Source organism: Micromonospora sp. NPDC049891 (assembly GCF_040660295.1).
GTDB lineage: Bacteria > Actinomycetota > Actinomycetes > Mycobacteriales > Micromonosporaceae > Micromonospora.
Genome location: NZ_JBFAML010000009.1, coordinates 100,304 through 115,138 on the forward strand (window position 1 = coordinate 100,304; position 14,835 = coordinate 115,138).

General features: G+C 71.2%; 16 protein-coding genes. 6 read left to right on the forward strand and 10 right to left on the reverse strand.

Translation table 11 applies throughout. The features are described from left to right. Nucleotides 1-32: 32 nt before the first annotated feature. From htpG to AB0I71_RS14235, 5 genes are all read right to left on the reverse strand, one after another. Nucleotides 33-1,949, reverse strand: coding sequence for a molecular chaperone HtpG (htpG, locus tag AB0I71_RS14215; RefSeq protein ID WP_357584478.1), 1,917 nt, complete (start codon nucleotides 1,947-1,949; stop codon nucleotides 33-35). Nucleotides 1,950-2,138: 189 nt separating this feature from the next. Further along, a complete protein-coding gene (locus tag AB0I71_RS14220; RefSeq protein WP_357584480.1) occupies nucleotides 2,139-2,405 on the reverse strand; it encodes a GlsB/YeaQ/YmgE family stress response membrane protein in 267 nt (88 codons plus the stop codon). A 138-nt stretch (nucleotides 2,406-2,543) separates the two neighbouring features. After that, complete coding sequence (locus AB0I71_RS14225; RefSeq protein ID WP_357584712.1) at nucleotides 2,544-3,098, reverse strand: GerMN domain-containing protein; 555 nt, start codon at nucleotides 3,096-3,098, stop codon at nucleotides 2,544-2,546. An 83-nt stretch (nucleotides 3,099-3,181) separates the two neighbouring features. Beyond that, nucleotides 3,182-4,537 (reverse strand): HAMP domain-containing sensor histidine kinase, encoded by a 1,356-nt coding sequence (locus tag AB0I71_RS14230; RefSeq protein ID WP_357584482.1) that lies wholly within the window; start codon nucleotides 4,535-4,537, stop codon nucleotides 3,182-3,184. Then, nucleotides 4,534-5,223 carry a response regulator transcription factor gene (locus AB0I71_RS14235; RefSeq protein ID WP_357584484.1) on the reverse strand — a complete coding sequence of 230 codons (690 nt, stop codon included), beginning with the start codon at nucleotides 5,221-5,223 and terminating at the stop codon, nucleotides 4,534-4,536. The genes AB0I71_RS14230 and AB0I71_RS14235 overlap by 4 nt, the downstream gene beginning before the upstream one ends. Nucleotides 5,224-5,376: 153 nt before the next feature. Between AB0I71_RS14235 and AB0I71_RS14240 the strand changes: the two genes are divergently transcribed. The 6 genes from AB0I71_RS14240 to AB0I71_RS14265 all read left to right on the forward strand — a co-directional run bounded on the left by AB0I71_RS14240 (nucleotide 5,377) and on the right by AB0I71_RS14265 (nucleotide 8,950). Beyond that, nucleotides 5,377-5,826, forward strand: a complete 450-nt coding sequence (locus AB0I71_RS14240) for an STAS domain-containing protein (RefSeq protein WP_357584486.1) — start codon at nucleotides 5,377-5,379, stop codon at nucleotides 5,824-5,826. 43 nt (nucleotides 5,827-5,869) lie between these two features. Beyond that, the gene (locus AB0I71_RS14245; RefSeq protein ID WP_357584488.1) at nucleotides 5,870-6,139 is read left to right on the forward strand and encodes a GlsB/YeaQ/YmgE family stress response membrane protein; all 270 of its coding nucleotides are present in this window, start codon (nucleotides 5,870-5,872) and stop codon (nucleotides 6,137-6,139) included. Between the two features lie 87 nt (nucleotides 6,140-6,226). Beyond that, entirely contained in the window at nucleotides 6,227-6,913 is a 687-nt protein-coding gene (locus AB0I71_RS14250) for an STAS domain-containing protein (protein ID WP_357584491.1), read from the forward strand. Nucleotides 6,914-6,997: 84 nt separating this feature from the next. Further along, on the forward strand, nucleotides 6,998-7,798 hold the full coding sequence (locus AB0I71_RS14255; RefSeq protein WP_357584493.1) for a hypothetical protein: 801 nt from the start codon (nucleotides 6,998-7,000) through the stop codon (nucleotides 7,796-7,798). Nucleotides 7,799-7,866: 68 nt separating this feature from the next. Then, a complete protein-coding gene (locus AB0I71_RS14260) occupies nucleotides 7,867-8,430 on the forward strand; it encodes a DUF6529 family protein (protein WP_357584714.1) in 564 nt (187 codons plus the stop codon). Between the two features lie 25 nt (nucleotides 8,431-8,455). Then, a complete protein-coding gene (locus AB0I71_RS14265; RefSeq protein WP_357584495.1) occupies nucleotides 8,456-8,950 on the forward strand; it encodes a Rieske (2Fe-2S) protein in 495 nt (164 codons plus the stop codon). Nucleotides 8,951-9,086: 136 nt separating this feature from the next. Here the strand turns inward: AB0I71_RS14265 and AB0I71_RS14270 are convergent, their stop codons facing one another. The 5 genes from AB0I71_RS14270 to urtB form a co-directional block, all read right to left on the reverse strand. After that, nucleotides 9,087-11,066, reverse strand: a complete 1,980-nt coding sequence (locus AB0I71_RS14270; RefSeq protein WP_357584497.1) for a cellulase family glycosylhydrolase — start codon at nucleotides 11,064-11,066, stop codon at nucleotides 9,087-9,089. A 220-nt stretch (nucleotides 11,067-11,286) separates the two neighbouring features. After that, entirely contained in the window at nucleotides 11,287-11,979 is a 693-nt protein-coding gene (gene urtE / locus AB0I71_RS14275) for an urea ABC transporter ATP-binding subunit UrtE (protein ID WP_357584499.1), read from the reverse strand. Then, on the reverse strand, nucleotides 11,979-12,752 hold the full coding sequence (gene urtD / locus AB0I71_RS14280; protein WP_357584501.1) for an urea ABC transporter ATP-binding protein UrtD: 774 nt from the start codon (nucleotides 12,750-12,752) through the stop codon (nucleotides 11,979-11,981). Before urtD ends, urtE begins: the two co-directional genes overlap by 1 nt. Further along, entirely contained in the window at nucleotides 12,749-13,918 is a 1,170-nt protein-coding gene (gene urtC, locus AB0I71_RS14285; protein WP_357584504.1) for an urea ABC transporter permease subunit UrtC, read from the reverse strand. Before urtC ends, urtD begins: the two co-directional genes overlap by 4 nt. After that, nucleotides 13,915-14,802, reverse strand: a complete 888-nt coding sequence (urtB, locus tag AB0I71_RS14290; RefSeq protein WP_357584506.1) for an urea ABC transporter permease subunit UrtB — start codon at nucleotides 14,800-14,802, stop codon at nucleotides 13,915-13,917. The genes urtC and urtB overlap by 4 nt, the downstream gene beginning before the upstream one ends. Nucleotides 14,803-14,835 lie beyond the last annotated feature (33 nt).

A 14,835-nucleotide genomic window follows, 5' to 3' on the forward strand; every position in this document is an offset into this window, starting at 1 on the left:
AGCGGGCCGGGGCGGACGACGCGGCGGTACGGCTACAGGGTGCGGGCGAGGCGGTCGGCGAGGATCCGGGCGAACCGCGACGGGTCGGCCAGGTCACCGCCCTCGGCGAGCAGCGCGGTGCCGTAGAGCAGCTCGGCGGTCTCCGCCAGGGAGTCGCCGGTGCCGCCCTGTTCGTGTGCCTTGCGCAGGCCGGTGACGAGCGGGTGGGTCGGGTTGAGCTCCAGGATCCGCTTGACCTTCGGCACCTCCTGACCCATCGCGCGGTACATCTTCTCCAGCGTCGGGGTGAGGTCGTGCGCGTCGCCCACCACGCAGGCCGGCGAGGTGGTCAGGCGGGACGACAGCCGGACCTCCTTGACGCTGTCGGCCAGCACCTCGCCCATCCAGCCGAGCAGGTCGGCGTACTCGGTGCGCTGCCGCTCACGTTCCGCCTCGGCCTCGGTACGCTCCTGCTCGGTGTCCAGGTCGACCTGCCCCTTGGCGACCGAGCGCAGCGCCTTGCCGGCGTAGCTGCCCACCCGCTCGACCCAGACCTCGTCGACCGGGTCGGTGAGCAGCAGCACCTCGTAGCCCTTGGCGCGGAACGCCTCCATGTGCGGGGAGTTCTCGATGGTGGCCCGGTTCTCGCCGGTGGCGTAGTAGATGTCGTTCTGGCCCTCGTGCATGCGGGCGACGTAGCCGGCCAGGTCGGTCTGGTCGGCCGGGTCGTGGGTGGAGGCCACCGACAGGATCTCCAGCAGGGTGTCCTGGTTGTCGGGGTCCTCGATCAGCCCCTCCTTCACCACCGGCCCGAACTCGGTCCAGAAGGTGCGGTACCGCTCCGGCTGGTCGGTCTTGAGGTCCTTCACCGTGGCGAGGACCTTCTTGACCAGGCGGCGGCGTACGGCACGGATCTGCCGGTCCTGCTGGAGGATCTCCCGGGAGATGTTCAGCGACAGGTCGTGTGCGTCCACCACGCCCTTGACGAAGCGCAGGTAGTTGGGCATCAGCGCGTCGCAGTCGTCCATGATGAACACACGCTTGACGTAGAGCTGCACGCCCCGGCGCCCCTGTGGGGAGAACAGGTCCAGCGGTGCGTGGGTGGGGATGAACAGCAGTGCCTCGTACTCGAAGGTCCCCTCCCCCCGCATGTGGATGGTTTCGAGCGGATCCGCCCAGTCGTGGCTGACGTGCTTGTAGAACTCGTGATACTCGGCCGGCTCGACCTCGCCGCGCGGCCGGGCCCACAGCGCCTTCATCGAGTTGAGCGTGACCGTCTCGGTGGTGGCGGGGGCGTCGTCCGAGCCGGGCCGCTCGACGGTCATCCGGATCGGGTGGGCGATGAAGTCGGAGTAGCGCTTGACGATCTCCCGGATCGTCCACTCGGCGGTGTAGTCGTGCAGGTTGTCCTCGGCGTCGGCGGGCTTGAGATGCAGGGTCACCGCCGTGCCGTGGGGGGCGTCGTCGAGTTCGGTGATGGTGTACGTGCCCTCGCCGGTGGACTCCCAGCGCGTACCGCCGGTCTCGCCGGCCCGCCGGGTGACCAGCTCGACCCGCTCGGCGACCATGAACGCGGCGTAGAAACCGACGCCGAACTGGCCGATCAGCTCCTGCGAGGCACCCGCGTCCTTGGCCTCACGCAACTGTCGCAGCAGCTCCGCGGTGCCCGACTTGGCGATCGTGCCGATGACGGAGACCACCTCGTCGCGGCTCATGCCGATGCCGTTGTCCCGCACGGTGAGGGTACGGGCGTCCCGGTCGACCTCGATGACGATGTGCAGGTCGCCGGTGTCGACGGCGAGATCCTTGTCGACCATCGACGCCAGGCGCAGCTTGTCCAGCGCGTCCGAGGCGTTCGAGATCAACTCACGGAGGAAGACGTCCTTGTTCGAGTAGATCGAGTGCACCATCAGCCGGAGCAGCTGACGCGCCTCGGCCTGGAACTCCAACGTCTCGGCCCGGTCGTTCACACCAAGTCCCTTTCCGGTCGTCGCCACGACGGTTCGCGGAAAGGATACGAGTCGTCGCGCTGCGCGTGTGTCGGGTGGTCCGGTCGACCGGCTCCGGCACCGGGTGGTGCCGTGCCCGGCACCGGCAACATCGGTGCCGGCACGACGGCGGCCCGCCCCGATGTGGGACGGGCCGGCGTCGGGCGGTGGTCAGCGTCGACGGCCGTAGGTGCCGGCGACCAGCGAGACGCCGACGGCGGCGAAGGCGATCTGAATGAACAGCTCGATCCAGTCGATGCCGGCGGTTTCGTCGACGCCGAGCACTCCGGCGAGCAGCGTGCCGAGGATCGCGGCGACGATACCGATCAGGATGGTCAGCAGGATCGGGATGCGCTGGCGACCCGGTACGACGAGCCGACCGAGGGCGCCGATGACCAGACCGATGATGATGGCGGTGAAGAAGCCACTGATTTCCACGAGAGCCGTCCCTCCGACGTCAAACTTGAGCGTCAGTCAGGTGCCCGACCAGGCGGGGTGGTCAAACGCCGCAGTGGGGCGCTGCCGGCTTTGTCACGCAACCGTCGCGAAACCGCAGGACTCCCGTCATCCGGGTGCTCAGCGAGGATTGATCAACACGGCGTAGTCGGCCGCGATGAGCGGCCCCGAGGACAGCGAGCCGTCCGCCCGTGGGACGCTCAGCGGCGCGCCGCCCTCCAGGAACAGCACCGCGTTGACGTCGGTGCGGGCGCTGAGCGTGCAGACGATCTGGCCGTACGCCAGTCGTCCGTCGCTGCGGCCGGTGTCCACGGCGGTCAGCACGACGGTGACCCGGGCCACCCCGTCGACGAGTTCGACCACCGCGCTGGTGAAGGCCCCCGGCAGGGCGCTTGTCAACCCGTCGTCGCGCTCGGCGGGGGTGGGCCCGGCCAGCAGGCCGCGCAGCTGCGCGTCGACCGCGGGCACCTGGTCGACCCGGCGGATCACCGGCACCAGGCGGTCGTCGCTGGCGAAGTAGAGCATCTCGGTCACCGCGCCGGTCTCGGCCGCCGTCGGTGCCGCCGTGGCCGTGGACGGGAAGGGGACGGGTGGCGGGGTGACCGCACGGGGTCGGTCCTCGGCGGGTACCCCGCAGGCCCCCAGCAGCACGAGCGCGGCGGCGACCACGATCATCGCGGCCTGCCGCGCGGCCCGGACGGTGTGCCCGGCTGGGACAGCCCGCGCGGTACCCGGGGTCCGGACGGTGGCGGACCGGATCATGAGACGCTCCCGGGCAGTGTGACGCGGAACCGCGCGCCGCCCTCGGGGCGGTCGCTGACCGAGGCGTCGCCGCCGTGCGCGGCGGCGTGCTGGGCCACCAGGGCCAGGCCCAGGCCGGTGCCGTCGCCGCCGCCCCGGTAGTTGGCCGCCCGGCCCCGGACGAACCGGTCGAAGATCACCTCGCGGTCCTCCATCGGCACTCCCGGGCCCTCGTCGTCGACCTCGATCACACCCGTGTCAGCGGTGTGGGACAGCCGCACCGCGACCGGCCCAGCGCCGTACCGCTCGGCGTTGTCGAGCAGGTTGGTCAACACCTGGGTGACCCGGCGGCGGTCCACCCGCCAGCTGGTTGGCGTCCCCGCCGCCAGCTGCACCATCGACTCCGGCAGGTCCCGGTCCTGGCACGCCTGCCGGGCCAGCTCGGGCAGGTCGACCGGTTCCCGGTGCACCGGCTGATCGCCACGGGCCAGGTCCAGCAGGTCGTTGACAAGTTGCTGGAAACGGTCGATCTCGTCGGCGACCAGCCGGGCCGCGGTGGCGGTCCGCTCGTCCTGATTCTCCCGACGGCGGGACAGCACGCTCGCCGCCGCGGCGAGCGTCTGCAACGGTGAGCGCAGCTCATGGCTGACGTCGGCGGCGAAGCGCCGGTCCCGGTCGATCCGCCCGGCCAGCTCGTCGACCATCCGGTTGAAGGAGGTGGAGAGGCGGGTCAGGTCGGGGTCGGTGTCCGGGGCGAGCCGGGTGGTGAAGTCGCCGGCCGCGATCCGCTCGGCGGCGTCGGCGACGGCGGTCAACGGGCGCAGTCCGTGTCGGGTGGCGTACCAGCCGAGCGCCGCCCCCGATCCGGCCACCATGATCGCCACCGCGGTGAGCGCCAGCGCCAGGATCTGGAAGGTCTGCTCCAGTTCCCGCAGTGAGGCGATCTCGTAGAACGCGGTCGACTCGGACAGTGGCACGCCGACGAGCATCACCGGATGGTCGTTGACCCGGACCCGCTGCACCGCCGGCTCCCCCGCGGAGACCAGCTCCTGGAGGCGGGCCGGGACGATTGTGGTGAGCCCGTTGTCGGCGCTGCGGGCGTACCACTCGCCGTTGAGCAGCACCAGGGGTCGCCGCCCGGTGCCGGTGTCCAACGCCCGCAGCGCCTCCGCGACGTCCGGGTTCTCGGTGTTCAGCCCGGCGCGGACGACCGCCGCGTCGTAGTACGCCGCCCGCAGCACGGTGCGCTCCCGCTCGTCGAGCAGGGTGCGGCGGGTCAGCTCGTACGACACCAGGGCCATCGAGGCGGACAGCAGCAACGCACCGATCGCGAACGCGGCGGTGACCCGGGCACGCAGTCCGAGGCGTCTCATCGTTGCAGCTTGTAGCCCAGGCCGCGCAACGTCACCAGATGCCGGGGGTTGGCCGGATCCGCCTCGATCTTCTGGCGCAGCCGCCCGACGTGCACGTCGACAAGCCGTTCGTCGCCGCTGTCGTACCCCCAGACACGGCTCAGCAGCTGTTGGCGGGAGAGCACCCGGCCGGCGTGCTCGGCCAGCTCGCACAGCAGCCGGAACTCCGTCCGGGTGACCGCGACCGGCTCGCCGGACCGGCGCACCTCCCCCGCCTCGGGGCTGACCTCCAGCTCACCGAAGGCGAGCACCGGCACCGGCTCCGGGCCGTCCGGGGTGGTCACCGTGCGGCCCCGCCGGCGCAGTGCGCGCAGCCGGGCGGTCAGTTCCTTGATCGCCACCGGCTTGACCACGTAGTCGTCGGCACCGGCCTCCAGGGCGGCGACGATGTCGTGGGTGTCGTCGCGGGCGCTGACCACGACGATCGGCACGTCGTCGTCACGGCGCAGCTGGCGGATGCCCTCGAAACCGTCGATGCCGGGCAGCATCAGGTCGACCAGGACGTAGTCGGCGGGATCGCGGCGCTGCGTCCGCAGCCCCTCCTCGGCGGTGGCCGCTCCCCGGGCCTCGTAGCCCTCGTCCTCCAGAGCGAGCAGCAACGCCAACCGGATCCGGTCGTCGTCCTCGATCACCAGTACCGCTGTCATACCGGAATCATCCCCAAGGCCGCACCACCGGGCCAACCGCGACCGGCATCAGGGGGTTTTGTCACGCAACTGTCATCCGTCCGCGCGGTGCCCGCCAACCCCGCTGGGCAGGGTGAGAGCCACTCGGAGACAGCAGGAGAGGGGGCCTTCGACGTGACCGCACCACGACGCCCCGAGTGCTCGGTGCCGCTGGTGGAGGTGTCCATCACCGAGTTCGATCTGGCCTGCCTGCCGGAGACCGGCGCGGTCCTCGACCAGCTGCTGGCCCTGCACCCCCAGCAGGTCGTGATCGACCTGGCCGGCTGCCGGCACATCGACGCCGCCGCGATCGGCCTGCTGCTCGACGTGCACCGCCGGATGATCCGCGCCGGCGGCGTGCTGGCGGTACGCAACCCGAACCCGCGCATCACCCGCATCCTGCAGACCGCCCGGCTGGACCAGATCCTGCCGGTGCACACCGACGCCGGACCCGCTCCAGCCTCGATCACCGAGGCGGAAGCCACCCCGGCGGCCCCCGCCGCACCGCCTGGCGGGGCACCGTCGCCGGGCGCGGCGCCGCGCGCTGCCGCGTACGGCCGTGCCGCGGTCACCGCGCGCACCTGACCCACCGCAGCCGACGCATCAGACCGCGAGCACGAGGAGCAGCATGACCAGCGCCGGGATCGTCACGGCCCTCGCCATCGGCCTTGCCGTCGGTGCGCTCGGCCGACTGGTCCTGCCCGGCCGCCCGGGCGTGCCGCTGTGGCTCACCATGACCATCGGCGCCGTCGCCGCACTGCTCGGTGCCATCACCGCCTGGCTCGCCGGCGTGCGGGGGTTCAGCCTGCTGGGTCTGGTCGTGCAGGCCGGGCTCGCCGCGGTGGCGGTGGTGATCGCGGTGGCCACCACCGGCAAGGAACGCTCCGGCTCCCGCTGAGGAGTCCGCACGGCGACGGCGCCCTCCGCCGGCCGCCCCGAGTCCCGTACCCCGGCCAACCGGCCGCGGCACCGGAGAGGAAGCAGGATGACCGTCGTACCGGACGACAACCTGATGACCCTGATCTGCGACGTCTGTGGTGAGACCACCACCGGCACCGCCTGTGTGCTGCCCGACGCCGAGGTCGTCTGGACGCTGGTCTCCGACCACGGGTGGAGCGGTTCGCCGTTCGCCACCGGTCCGCACCGCTGCCCCCGGTGCAGTTCGCTGCCGCCGGGCGCCCCGCCGCACGGCGACGACCGCGACAGCGGTGGGACGCGTGGCGTCGTCGAGATGGCGGCGGTACCCGCCGACAGCGATCTCGACCCGGACACCGGCGACGCGTTGCGGGCCGCGCTGCGCGGTGCGTTCGACGTGAGCGGGACGGTGGTGGTCGACCTGACCCGCGTGCAGGTCATCGACTCGGTCGGGCTGGGCATGCTCGTGCGGGCCCACCGGGACGTACGCGAGCGGGGTGGCCGGCTCTGCCTCGCCGCCCCGTCGAGGTTCATCCGCACGGTGCTGCACACGATGAAGCTCGACGGGGTCTTCCCGATCTTCGACAGCCTCGACGCAGCCCTTGATCAGCTGCGGGCGGCGGCACTTCAGGACGCCGCCTCCGCCGGCATCCACCCGGTCGACGTGACGCCGGCCGACGTCCCGCGTTCCGCCGCCGAGGTGCGCCCGACGCCCAGCGCCCGCCGCCGTCGCCCGGCCAGCCGCGTCACCGTCTGAACCTGAGCGCCCGGGCAGGTTCCCGGCGTCCCGATTGAACCGATCCGCCACCTCCTCCGTACCTCTGGGCGAAGGGAGTGGCCCATGAAGCGCCTGACCCCGTTGCTCACCCTCCTGTCGGGGGCGGTGACGGCTGCCGTGCTGTTCACAATGAGTGCACAGGCATCCCCGCCGGGCACCCAACCCGCGGCCGGCGGAGCTCCACCGGCTGCCGCACCGGCCCCGCCCGCCGACGCGGAGGCCGACGCCGACGCCGAGGTGGACCCGGACGCGGCGCCGCCCGGGGAGGAACCGAGCGACATCGACGCCGACGCCCGGCGACCAGCCGGCACGTCGCCGCCGACGGATCCCGACGCCTCGTCGGCCGGTACCGAGGTGACATCTGTCGAACAGAACTGGATAGGTGAACTCGAGAACGGCGCCACGATCGCCATCACCGTGAAGGACGGCAAGGCCGAGGCGTACGTCTGTGACGGCCGGAGCATGGAGCTGTGGCTGTCCGGCACGGTGCGGGACGGCAAGATCGAGCTGACCGGCAAGGACGCCAAGCTGACGGGTGTCATCCGCGGCGACAGCGCCAGCGGTGAGATGATCGTCGGCGTACGGCGGTGGAAGTTCACCGCCCGACCCGACGACACGTCGACCGACGAGGCGGTGGTGAAGTCCGGTTCCGGTACCGCTCCGGCGATCTACCGGGTGACCGACGAGACCCGCAAGGCCGGCTTCGACGGCGGCTGGATCATGCTGCCCGACGGCACCCAGATCGGCATCGTCACCTGGAACGGCCAACCCATTCCCGCACCGCCGTTGGACCCCGCCTTCAACAGCACTGTGGTCAACGGAGTGACCCTCGTCGCCGAGCCGGTCGTCCCCGGAGCGCGGTGATGTCCCAGCACCGGCAGGGCGGGGCACGCACCGTGCCCCGCCGGGCGCCCGAGCCCATGGTCGAGGTGATGCGCGACTTCGGCGGCCCGCCGCCGAGCGCCCCGAGGCGGCGACCCTCGCTGCTGGTGCCGCTGGTCGTCGGGGCCGGGGTGGCGGTGGCGCTCGGTGTCTACGGGCGCACCCACACCCCGACCGGCATCGCGGTCAACGTGGCCGGCTTCTCCTCGCCGCTGACGGTGAAGGTGTGGCTCGGCACCGGGGCGGCGTTCTTCGCCGTCGTCCAGTTGCTGTCCGCACTGGCCATGTGGGGGCGGCTCGGCGGTTTCTCCCCGTCCTGGGCCGGCGCGGCGCACCGCTGGTCCGGGCGGATCGCGTTCCTGCTCACCGTGCCGGTCGCGGTGCACTGCCTCTACGCGCTCGGTTTCGCCGACTACGACACCCGTACGCTGCTGCACTCCCTGCTGGGCTGCTTCTTCTTCGGTGCGTTCGCCACCAAGATGCTGACCCTGCCCAAGCGGGGCCTCGCCGGTTGGGTGCTCCCCACGGTCGGCGGGGTCGTGTTCGTCGCCCTGATCGGTGTCTTCCTGACCTCGTCGGTCTGGTACTTCACCACGTTCGGCATCCAGTTCTGATCCCCGGAAAGGCAAGGCACCTCAGATGAACCACGAGCAGGCTGGCTGCTGCCGGTCGCGACGAGCCCTGCTGGCCGGTACCGGCGCGGTGGGCGTGGCCGCGCTCACCGGCTGTGCGACGTACGGTCAGCCGACGGCGGCACCCGCGCCGCCGGCCGCGCCACCCGCGGGCACCTCAAGTGCCGATCCGTCCGGCACCGCCACCCCGGGTGACGACGGCGCGGACCCGGGTACGCCGGCACTGGCCACGCTTGCCGACATCCCGGTCGGCGGCGGCGCGATCTTCGCTGATGCCGGCGTGGTGGTCACCCAGCCGACCGACGGGGTCATCAAGGCGTACTCGGCAACCTGCACCCACCAGGGCTGCACGGTCACCTCGGTCTCCGACGGCACGATCGTCTGCGCCTGCCACAACAGTGTGTTCGACATCGCCGACGGCTCGGTACGCAGTGGCCCGGCGGGGGCTCCGCTGCCCGCCGCGAACGTCACAGTCGACGGTGACGCCATCCGGTTGGCCTGACCAGGCTTTCGGCGATGCGAACGCGGTGACGCGGCCCACCCAGGCCCGGGCCGCGCGGGGCCGTCCGAGGTGGCGTCGCGCCCCCGGGCGGCCCCTGCCCCACCCGCGATCGGGGTGGGGCAGGGACACTTCGGCGTCAGGACGCGGCGCAGGTCAGCCCGGACGGCGTACCCGTTCCGCTGCCGGTCAGCCCGAAGGTGGTGCTGGTGCCGGCGGCGAGCTGCCCGTTGTACGGCTCGTTGCGTACCGTCACAGTGGTTCCGGAGGTGGTGAGCCGGCCGTTCCACAGCGACGCGACAGTGGTGCCGGCGGGGGCGTTCCAGGTCACCGTCCAGCCGGTGATGGCCGCCGTGCCGGTGTTGCGCACGGTCACCTCCGCCTGGTAGCCGCCCTGCCAGGAACTGACCACCCGGTACGTCGCGGAGCAGCCGGCGTCGCCGTTGCCGTTGTCGTTGCCGGCCGGCGTGGTGACGGTGAGCGGCGGCGACGCCGCCGAGACGTTGCCGGCCGCGTCGCGGGCCCGCACGGTGAAGGTGTAGCTGGTCGAGGCGCTCAGACCGGTCGCCCGGTAGGTGGTTCCGGAGACCGTGCCGACCACCGTGGCGGCTGCGGACCCGGTGGCCCGCAGCACCTCGTACGAGGTGACGCCCACGTTGTCCGTGGCGGCCGCCCAGTTCAGCGTGGCGGCGGTGGCGGTCACCTCGGTGGCGGTCGGTCGACCGGGCGCGGTCGGTGCGGTGGTGTCACCGGGGCCGGGACCACCGGCGTACCGCTCGGCGAGGCTCATGCCGGTGGTGGAGCCGGTGCCGCCGAGGCGCACCTCGTGGTCGAGGCCGACGAACTTGCCGTTGTGCTGCCACAGGGCGGGCTTGAGCATCTGGTTGTACTTCGTCTCGTCCCAGCTGGCCCAGTCGTCGAGCAGCAGCCCTCCGGTGTCACCGGAGTTGGGGTTGAGGCACCAGAAGGTGTGGTGGATGCCGTTCTCGATCATCAGATCGCGCAGTGCGGTCATCCAGCGGTCCTGCCGGGCGTCCTGCCCCAGCCGGCCACCCCACTCCCCGACCAGCAGCGGCGCGATGTTCTGCTCGTGGATGTAGAACCAGTTCGGCCGCCACACGTCGTTCGTCAGCGAGTCCTTGTCGAAGTCGCCGGCGAACCACGGCTGCTCGTACACCAGCGGCCCGTAGTCGTGCGGTGAGTAGACGAGCTGGTCCTGCTGGGCGCCGAGGTTGACCGGGTGTTCGGCCACGCCGCGCAGGTTTCCGCCCCACCAGTTGTAGTGGTAGTTGGGGCTGCGGTCGGGGTTGGTGTTCGGCGAGTTCCAGGTGGCACCGGCGCGCGGGTAGATCTCGATGCCCTCGCAGAGGATCAGCAGGTTCGGGTTGATCGCCAGGATCCGCCGGCCCGCCGTCTCGCACGCGTACTTGAAGTTGTCCTGGTCGGTGCTGGAGTCCCACTTGGCCCGTTGGGGATCGTTGGGGGTCCCGTGCGGCTCGTTCTTGATGTCCATCGCGACGATGGTGTCGTTCGTCCGGTAGCGGGTGGTGATCCATTCCCAGCCCTGGAAGAACAGTTCCGGGGTGATGCTGCCCTTCCACCACACCGGATAGACGTGGCCGGAGTTGTCCGCCTCGGCGCTGTGCACGTCGAGCATGACCTTCAGACCGTACTTCTCGCACAACGCGAGCCAGTGGTCGAAGACCTGGAGGTTGTTCAGACCCTCCAGCTCCGGGTTGACGTACGTGTTGACGTTCGGCCGGATCGTCTGCCCGGCCTTCCACTCGAGCAGCAGTTGCGTGGAGATGGGTACCCGGACGATGTTGATGCCGCGTTGGGCCATCTGGCGGGTGATCGATTCGAGGTTGCCCGACCACAGGCCGTGGAAGACCCGCTCGCTGGCGTTGAAGCCGAACCAGTTGACCCCGGTGAGCCAGACCTCGTTGCCGGCCTCGTCGACGATCCGGTTGCCGTCGGTGTGCAGCCAGTCGGCGGTGGCCGCGGCGGCGGCCGGTGCCGCAGCCGTCGGGGCCGCTGTCGCGGCGGGTGCGACGGTGGTCAGGCCGAGCAGAGCCACGGCCGCTGTCGCGACGGCCTGGAGTTTTCTACGTGCAGACATGCGACTTCCTCTGGTGGTGGGTGAGGGAGCGAGCACGTCGAGAAACAGTCCTTGCCCAGGGACCGTGGGAGCGCTTCCACGCCCACCCTAGGCGGTCAACCCCCACAGCGGAAGGCCCACCCCGCAACCTCCGCGATCTTGCACTTTCGGTCGCCGCAAAGGCGGTCAAGATGTGCATGTCGACGACCGAAACTGCAAGATCGACGGGGTGGGGGTGGGGTTAGACCGCGAGGGCCTCTCGGACCGTGTGTTCGGCGGTGGCGCCGCCGTTGCCGGAGGAGGTGACGCGGCCGGACTCCAGGACGTGGTAGTGGTCGGCCACCCGCAGCGCGAACCCGAGGTGCTGTTCGACCAGAAGCACGCTGAACCCGGTCTGGGCGATAAGCGCCACGATCCGGTCCTGGATCTCGGTCACCACCGACGGCTGGATGCCCTCGGTCGGTTCGTCGAGCATCAGCAGCCGGGGCCGGGTGATCAGCGCCCGGGCGATGGCCAGTTGTTGACGCTGACCGCCGGAGAGCAGCCCGGCCCGCCGCCGCAGCAACTGACGCAGCGCCGGGAAGAGGTCCAACACCTCCGCGGTGGCCGCCGTCCCGTCGCGACGACCATCGGCGACCAGGCGCAGGTTCTCCGCCGCGGTCAGGTGCGGAAAGCACTGCTGCCCCTGCGGCACGTACGCGATGCCCCGGGCGACCCGCTCGTGCGGGGCCAGCCGGGTGATGTCCTCGCCGTCCAGTTCGACCCGTCCGGCGGTGGGGCGGAGCAGGCCGGCGGCCACCCGCAGCAGAGTGGACTTGCCGGCGCCGTTGTGGCCGAGCACCGTGGCGACTCCGTCGGCGGGTACCGCCACGTCGACGCCGTGCAGCACCCGACTGCGCCCGTAACCGGCGTGCACGCCACGTATCGCGAGCATCATGCCTCCGTGTGCGTCGGGGCCGACCCGGCGTCGACCGGGTGACCGAGGTAGACCTCCTGCACGCGCGGATCGGCCTGCACCTGGGCGACGGTGCCCTCGCTGAGCACCCGACCGGCGTGCAGCACGGTGACGGTACGGGCGAAGCGGCGCAGGAAGTCCATGTCGTGCTCGATCACCACCACCGTGCGGTGCTGGCTCACCTTCTCCAGCAGCTGCCCGGTGGCGTCGCGTTCCTCGTGACTCATGCCGGCGACCGGCTCGTCGAGCAGCAGCAACCGGGTGTCCTGCACCAGCAGCATGCCAATCTCCAGCCACTGCTTCTGCCCGTGGGCGAGGGTGCCGGCGAGCTGGTCGGCGCGACTCGCCAGGCCGATCACGTCGAGAGCCTCGGCCACCTCGTCGGGTACGCCGTGGCGACGCCGTAGCAGCGTCGCCCAGCTCCGCCGGGCGCCAGCGGCGATGTCGAGGTTCTGCAACACCGTCAGCTCCTCGAACACCGTCGAGGTCTGGAAGGTGCGGCCGACGCCGAGCCGGCTGATCCGGTGCACCGGCCGGCCGAGCAGTTCCCGGTCACCGAAGCGCACCGAGCCGGTGGCCCGGACCAACCCGGTGACCGCGTCGACCAGAGTGGTCTTGCCGGCCCCGTTGGGTCCGATCAGGAACCGGATGTCGCCGGGCGCGACGTCGAGGGACACCCCGTCAACGGCGGTGAAGCCGTCGAAGCTGACCCGCAGGTCACGCACGTAGAGCCCGTGCAACTGCCCGGTCATGCCGACCCCTCCCGCCGCCGTAGCCGAAGTCGGCCGAATCGACCCGGGCGCGGTTCACCGTCGTCGCGGCGGCGAACCAGGCCGATCAGCGACGCCAGGCCGCCGGGCAGGAACGCCACCACCACCACGAACAGCAGGCCCTGAAGGTACGTCCAGGTGCCCGGGAAACGCTCCGACAGGGCGGTACGCGCCCACACCACGGCAACCGCGCCGAGCACCGGACCGAGCAGCGTGGCCCGGCCGCCGACGGCGACGCCGATGACGAACTCGATCGACGGCACGATCCCGATCAGCGCCGGGGAGATGATGCCCACCGCAGGAACGAACAGTGCGCCGGCCAGCCCGGCCATGCCGGCGGCGACCACGTACGCGACAAGTTTGACGGTGGCCGGGTCGTACCCGAGGAAACGGACCCGTTCCTCCGAGTCGCGGACCGCCACCAGCAGTTCGCCGTAGCGGCTCTGCATCAGGTGCCGGGCCAGGGCCAGCAGCGCCAGCAGGGTGCCGGCGATGATGAAGTAGACCATCCGCTGGTTGACCGGGTCGTCCAGGTCGTAGCCGAAGAAGCCCTGGATGTCGGTGAGTCCGTTGGTGCCGCCGGTGGTGCCCTGCTGGCCGATCAGCAGGATCACCATGGCGGCGGCGAGGGCCTGGCTGAGGATGGCGAAGTAGGCACCCCGCACCCGACGCCGGAACACAAGCGACCCGAGCACGAAGGCGACAGCCATCGGCAGCAGCACCGTGGCGGGCAGGGCGAACCAGGGGCTGGCGAACGGTCGCCACCACAGTGGCAGCTCGTCGAGTTGCCCGTACAGCAGCATGAAGTCGGGCATGTTGCCCGGACCCGCGTCGGCGAGCTTGAGGTGCATGGCCATCGCGTAGCCACCGAGGCCGAAGAAGACGCCCTGGCCCAGGGTGAGCATGCCGCCGCGCCCCCAGGCCAGGCCGATGCCGACCGCGACCATGGCCACGCAGAGGTACTTGGCCAGCAGGGAGAGCCGGAAGTCCGACAGCAGCAGCGGCGCGACGGCGAAGAGCAGGGCCGCACCGAAGGCGAACCCGGCGGCGGCCCGGTAGCGGTGCCGGGACGGTCCGGCCGCCGGCCTGGTCGGTGGTGCCGGCGCGGGGTCGGTGGCGGCGACGGGATCTCGGGCGACGGTGGTCATGCCAGGCTCCTGGTGCGCAGGGTGAACAGGCCCTGGGGTCGCCACTGGAGAAACGCGACGATGGCGATGAAGACCATCACCTTGGCGACACTGAGGGTGGTGAGGTATTCGCCGGTCGCCTGGAGCACGCCCAGGGCGAAGGCGACGATGACGGTGCCCTTGAGCTGGCCGATTCCGCCGACCACGACGACCAGGAAGGCGTCGATGATCAGGTTGGTGCCCATGGTGGGACCGATCGGACCGAGCAGGGTGAGGGCCACGCCGGCGATGCCGGCCAGGCCGGAGCCGATGAAGAAGGTCATCCGGTCGACCCGGGCGGTGGCGATGCCGGAGACTGCGGCAAGGTCCCGGTTCTGCACGACGGCCCGGATCCGGCGGCCGAGCGGGGTGACCCGCAGGGCGACTGTCAACGCGAGGACCGCGCTGCCGGCCAGGGCGAGGATGAACAGCCGGTTGTTGGCCACGGTGATGCCGCCGGGCAGCCCGATGTTGCCGGTGAGCAGTTCCGGGGCGCGGGTCTGCACGTTCGGGCTGCCGAAGATGTCCCTGGCGAGCTGTTGCAGGATCAGTGACACCCCCCAGGTGACCAGCAGGGTGTCCAGCGGGCGGGCGTAGAGACGGCGGATCAGCAGGATCTCCAGCAGCACGCCCATCGCGCCGGCCACCACGAAGGCGACCGGCAGGGCGATCAGCAGCGACCAGCCGGCCGCGGTGATGACCTGTTGCAGGACGTAGGTGGTGTAGGCCCCGGCCATGATGAACTCGCCGTGGGCCATGTTGATCACGCCCATCTGACCGAAGGTGAGGGCCAGACCGAGCGCGATGAGCAGCAGCACCGCCCCGATGCTGACGCCGGTGAAGAGTTGGCCGATGAGAACTGTCACGGTGCGTACTCCGAACTGCTTGTGGGGCGGTTC

Coding starts and splice junctions, on each gene's coding strand:
- AB0I71_RS14225 (WP_357584712.1), bottom strand. CDS start 3,098: ATGATCGTGGTCGCCGCCGCGCTCGTGCTGCTGGGGGCCTGCGGGGTA.
- AB0I71_RS14230 (WP_357584482.1), bottom strand. CDS start 4,537: ATGAGACGCCTCGGACTGCGTGCCCGGGTCACCGCCGCGTTCGCGATC.
- AB0I71_RS14235 (WP_357584484.1), bottom strand. CDS start 5,223: ATGACAGCGGTACTGGTGATCGAGGACGACGACCGGATCCGGTTGGCG.
- AB0I71_RS14245 (WP_357584488.1), top strand. CDS start 5,870: ATGACCAGCGCCGGGATCGTCACGGCCCTCGCCATCGGCCTTGCCGTC.
- AB0I71_RS14250 (WP_357584491.1), top strand. CDS start 6,227: ATGACCGTCGTACCGGACGACAACCTGATGACCCTGATCTGCGACGTC.
- AB0I71_RS14255 (WP_357584493.1), top strand. CDS start 6,998: ATGAAGCGCCTGACCCCGTTGCTCACCCTCCTGTCGGGGGCGGTGACG.
- AB0I71_RS14260 (WP_357584714.1), top strand. CDS start 7,867: ATGCGCGACTTCGGCGGCCCGCCGCCGAGCGCCCCGAGGCGGCGACCC.
- AB0I71_RS14265 (WP_357584495.1), top strand. CDS start 8,456: ATGAACCACGAGCAGGCTGGCTGCTGCCGGTCGCGACGAGCCCTGCTG.
- AB0I71_RS14270 (WP_357584497.1), bottom strand. CDS start 11,066: ATGTCTGCACGTAGAAAACTCCAGGCCGTCGCGACAGCGGCCGTGGCT.
- urtE (WP_357584499.1), bottom strand. CDS start 11,979: ATGCTCGCGATACGTGGCGTGCACGCCGGTTACGGGCGCAGTCGGGTG.
- urtD (WP_357584501.1), bottom strand. CDS start 12,752: ATGACCGGGCAGTTGCACGGGCTCTACGTGCGTGACCTGCGGGTCAGC.
- urtC (WP_357584504.1), bottom strand. CDS start 13,918: ATGACCACCGTCGCCCGAGATCCCGTCGCCGCCACCGACCCCGCGCCG.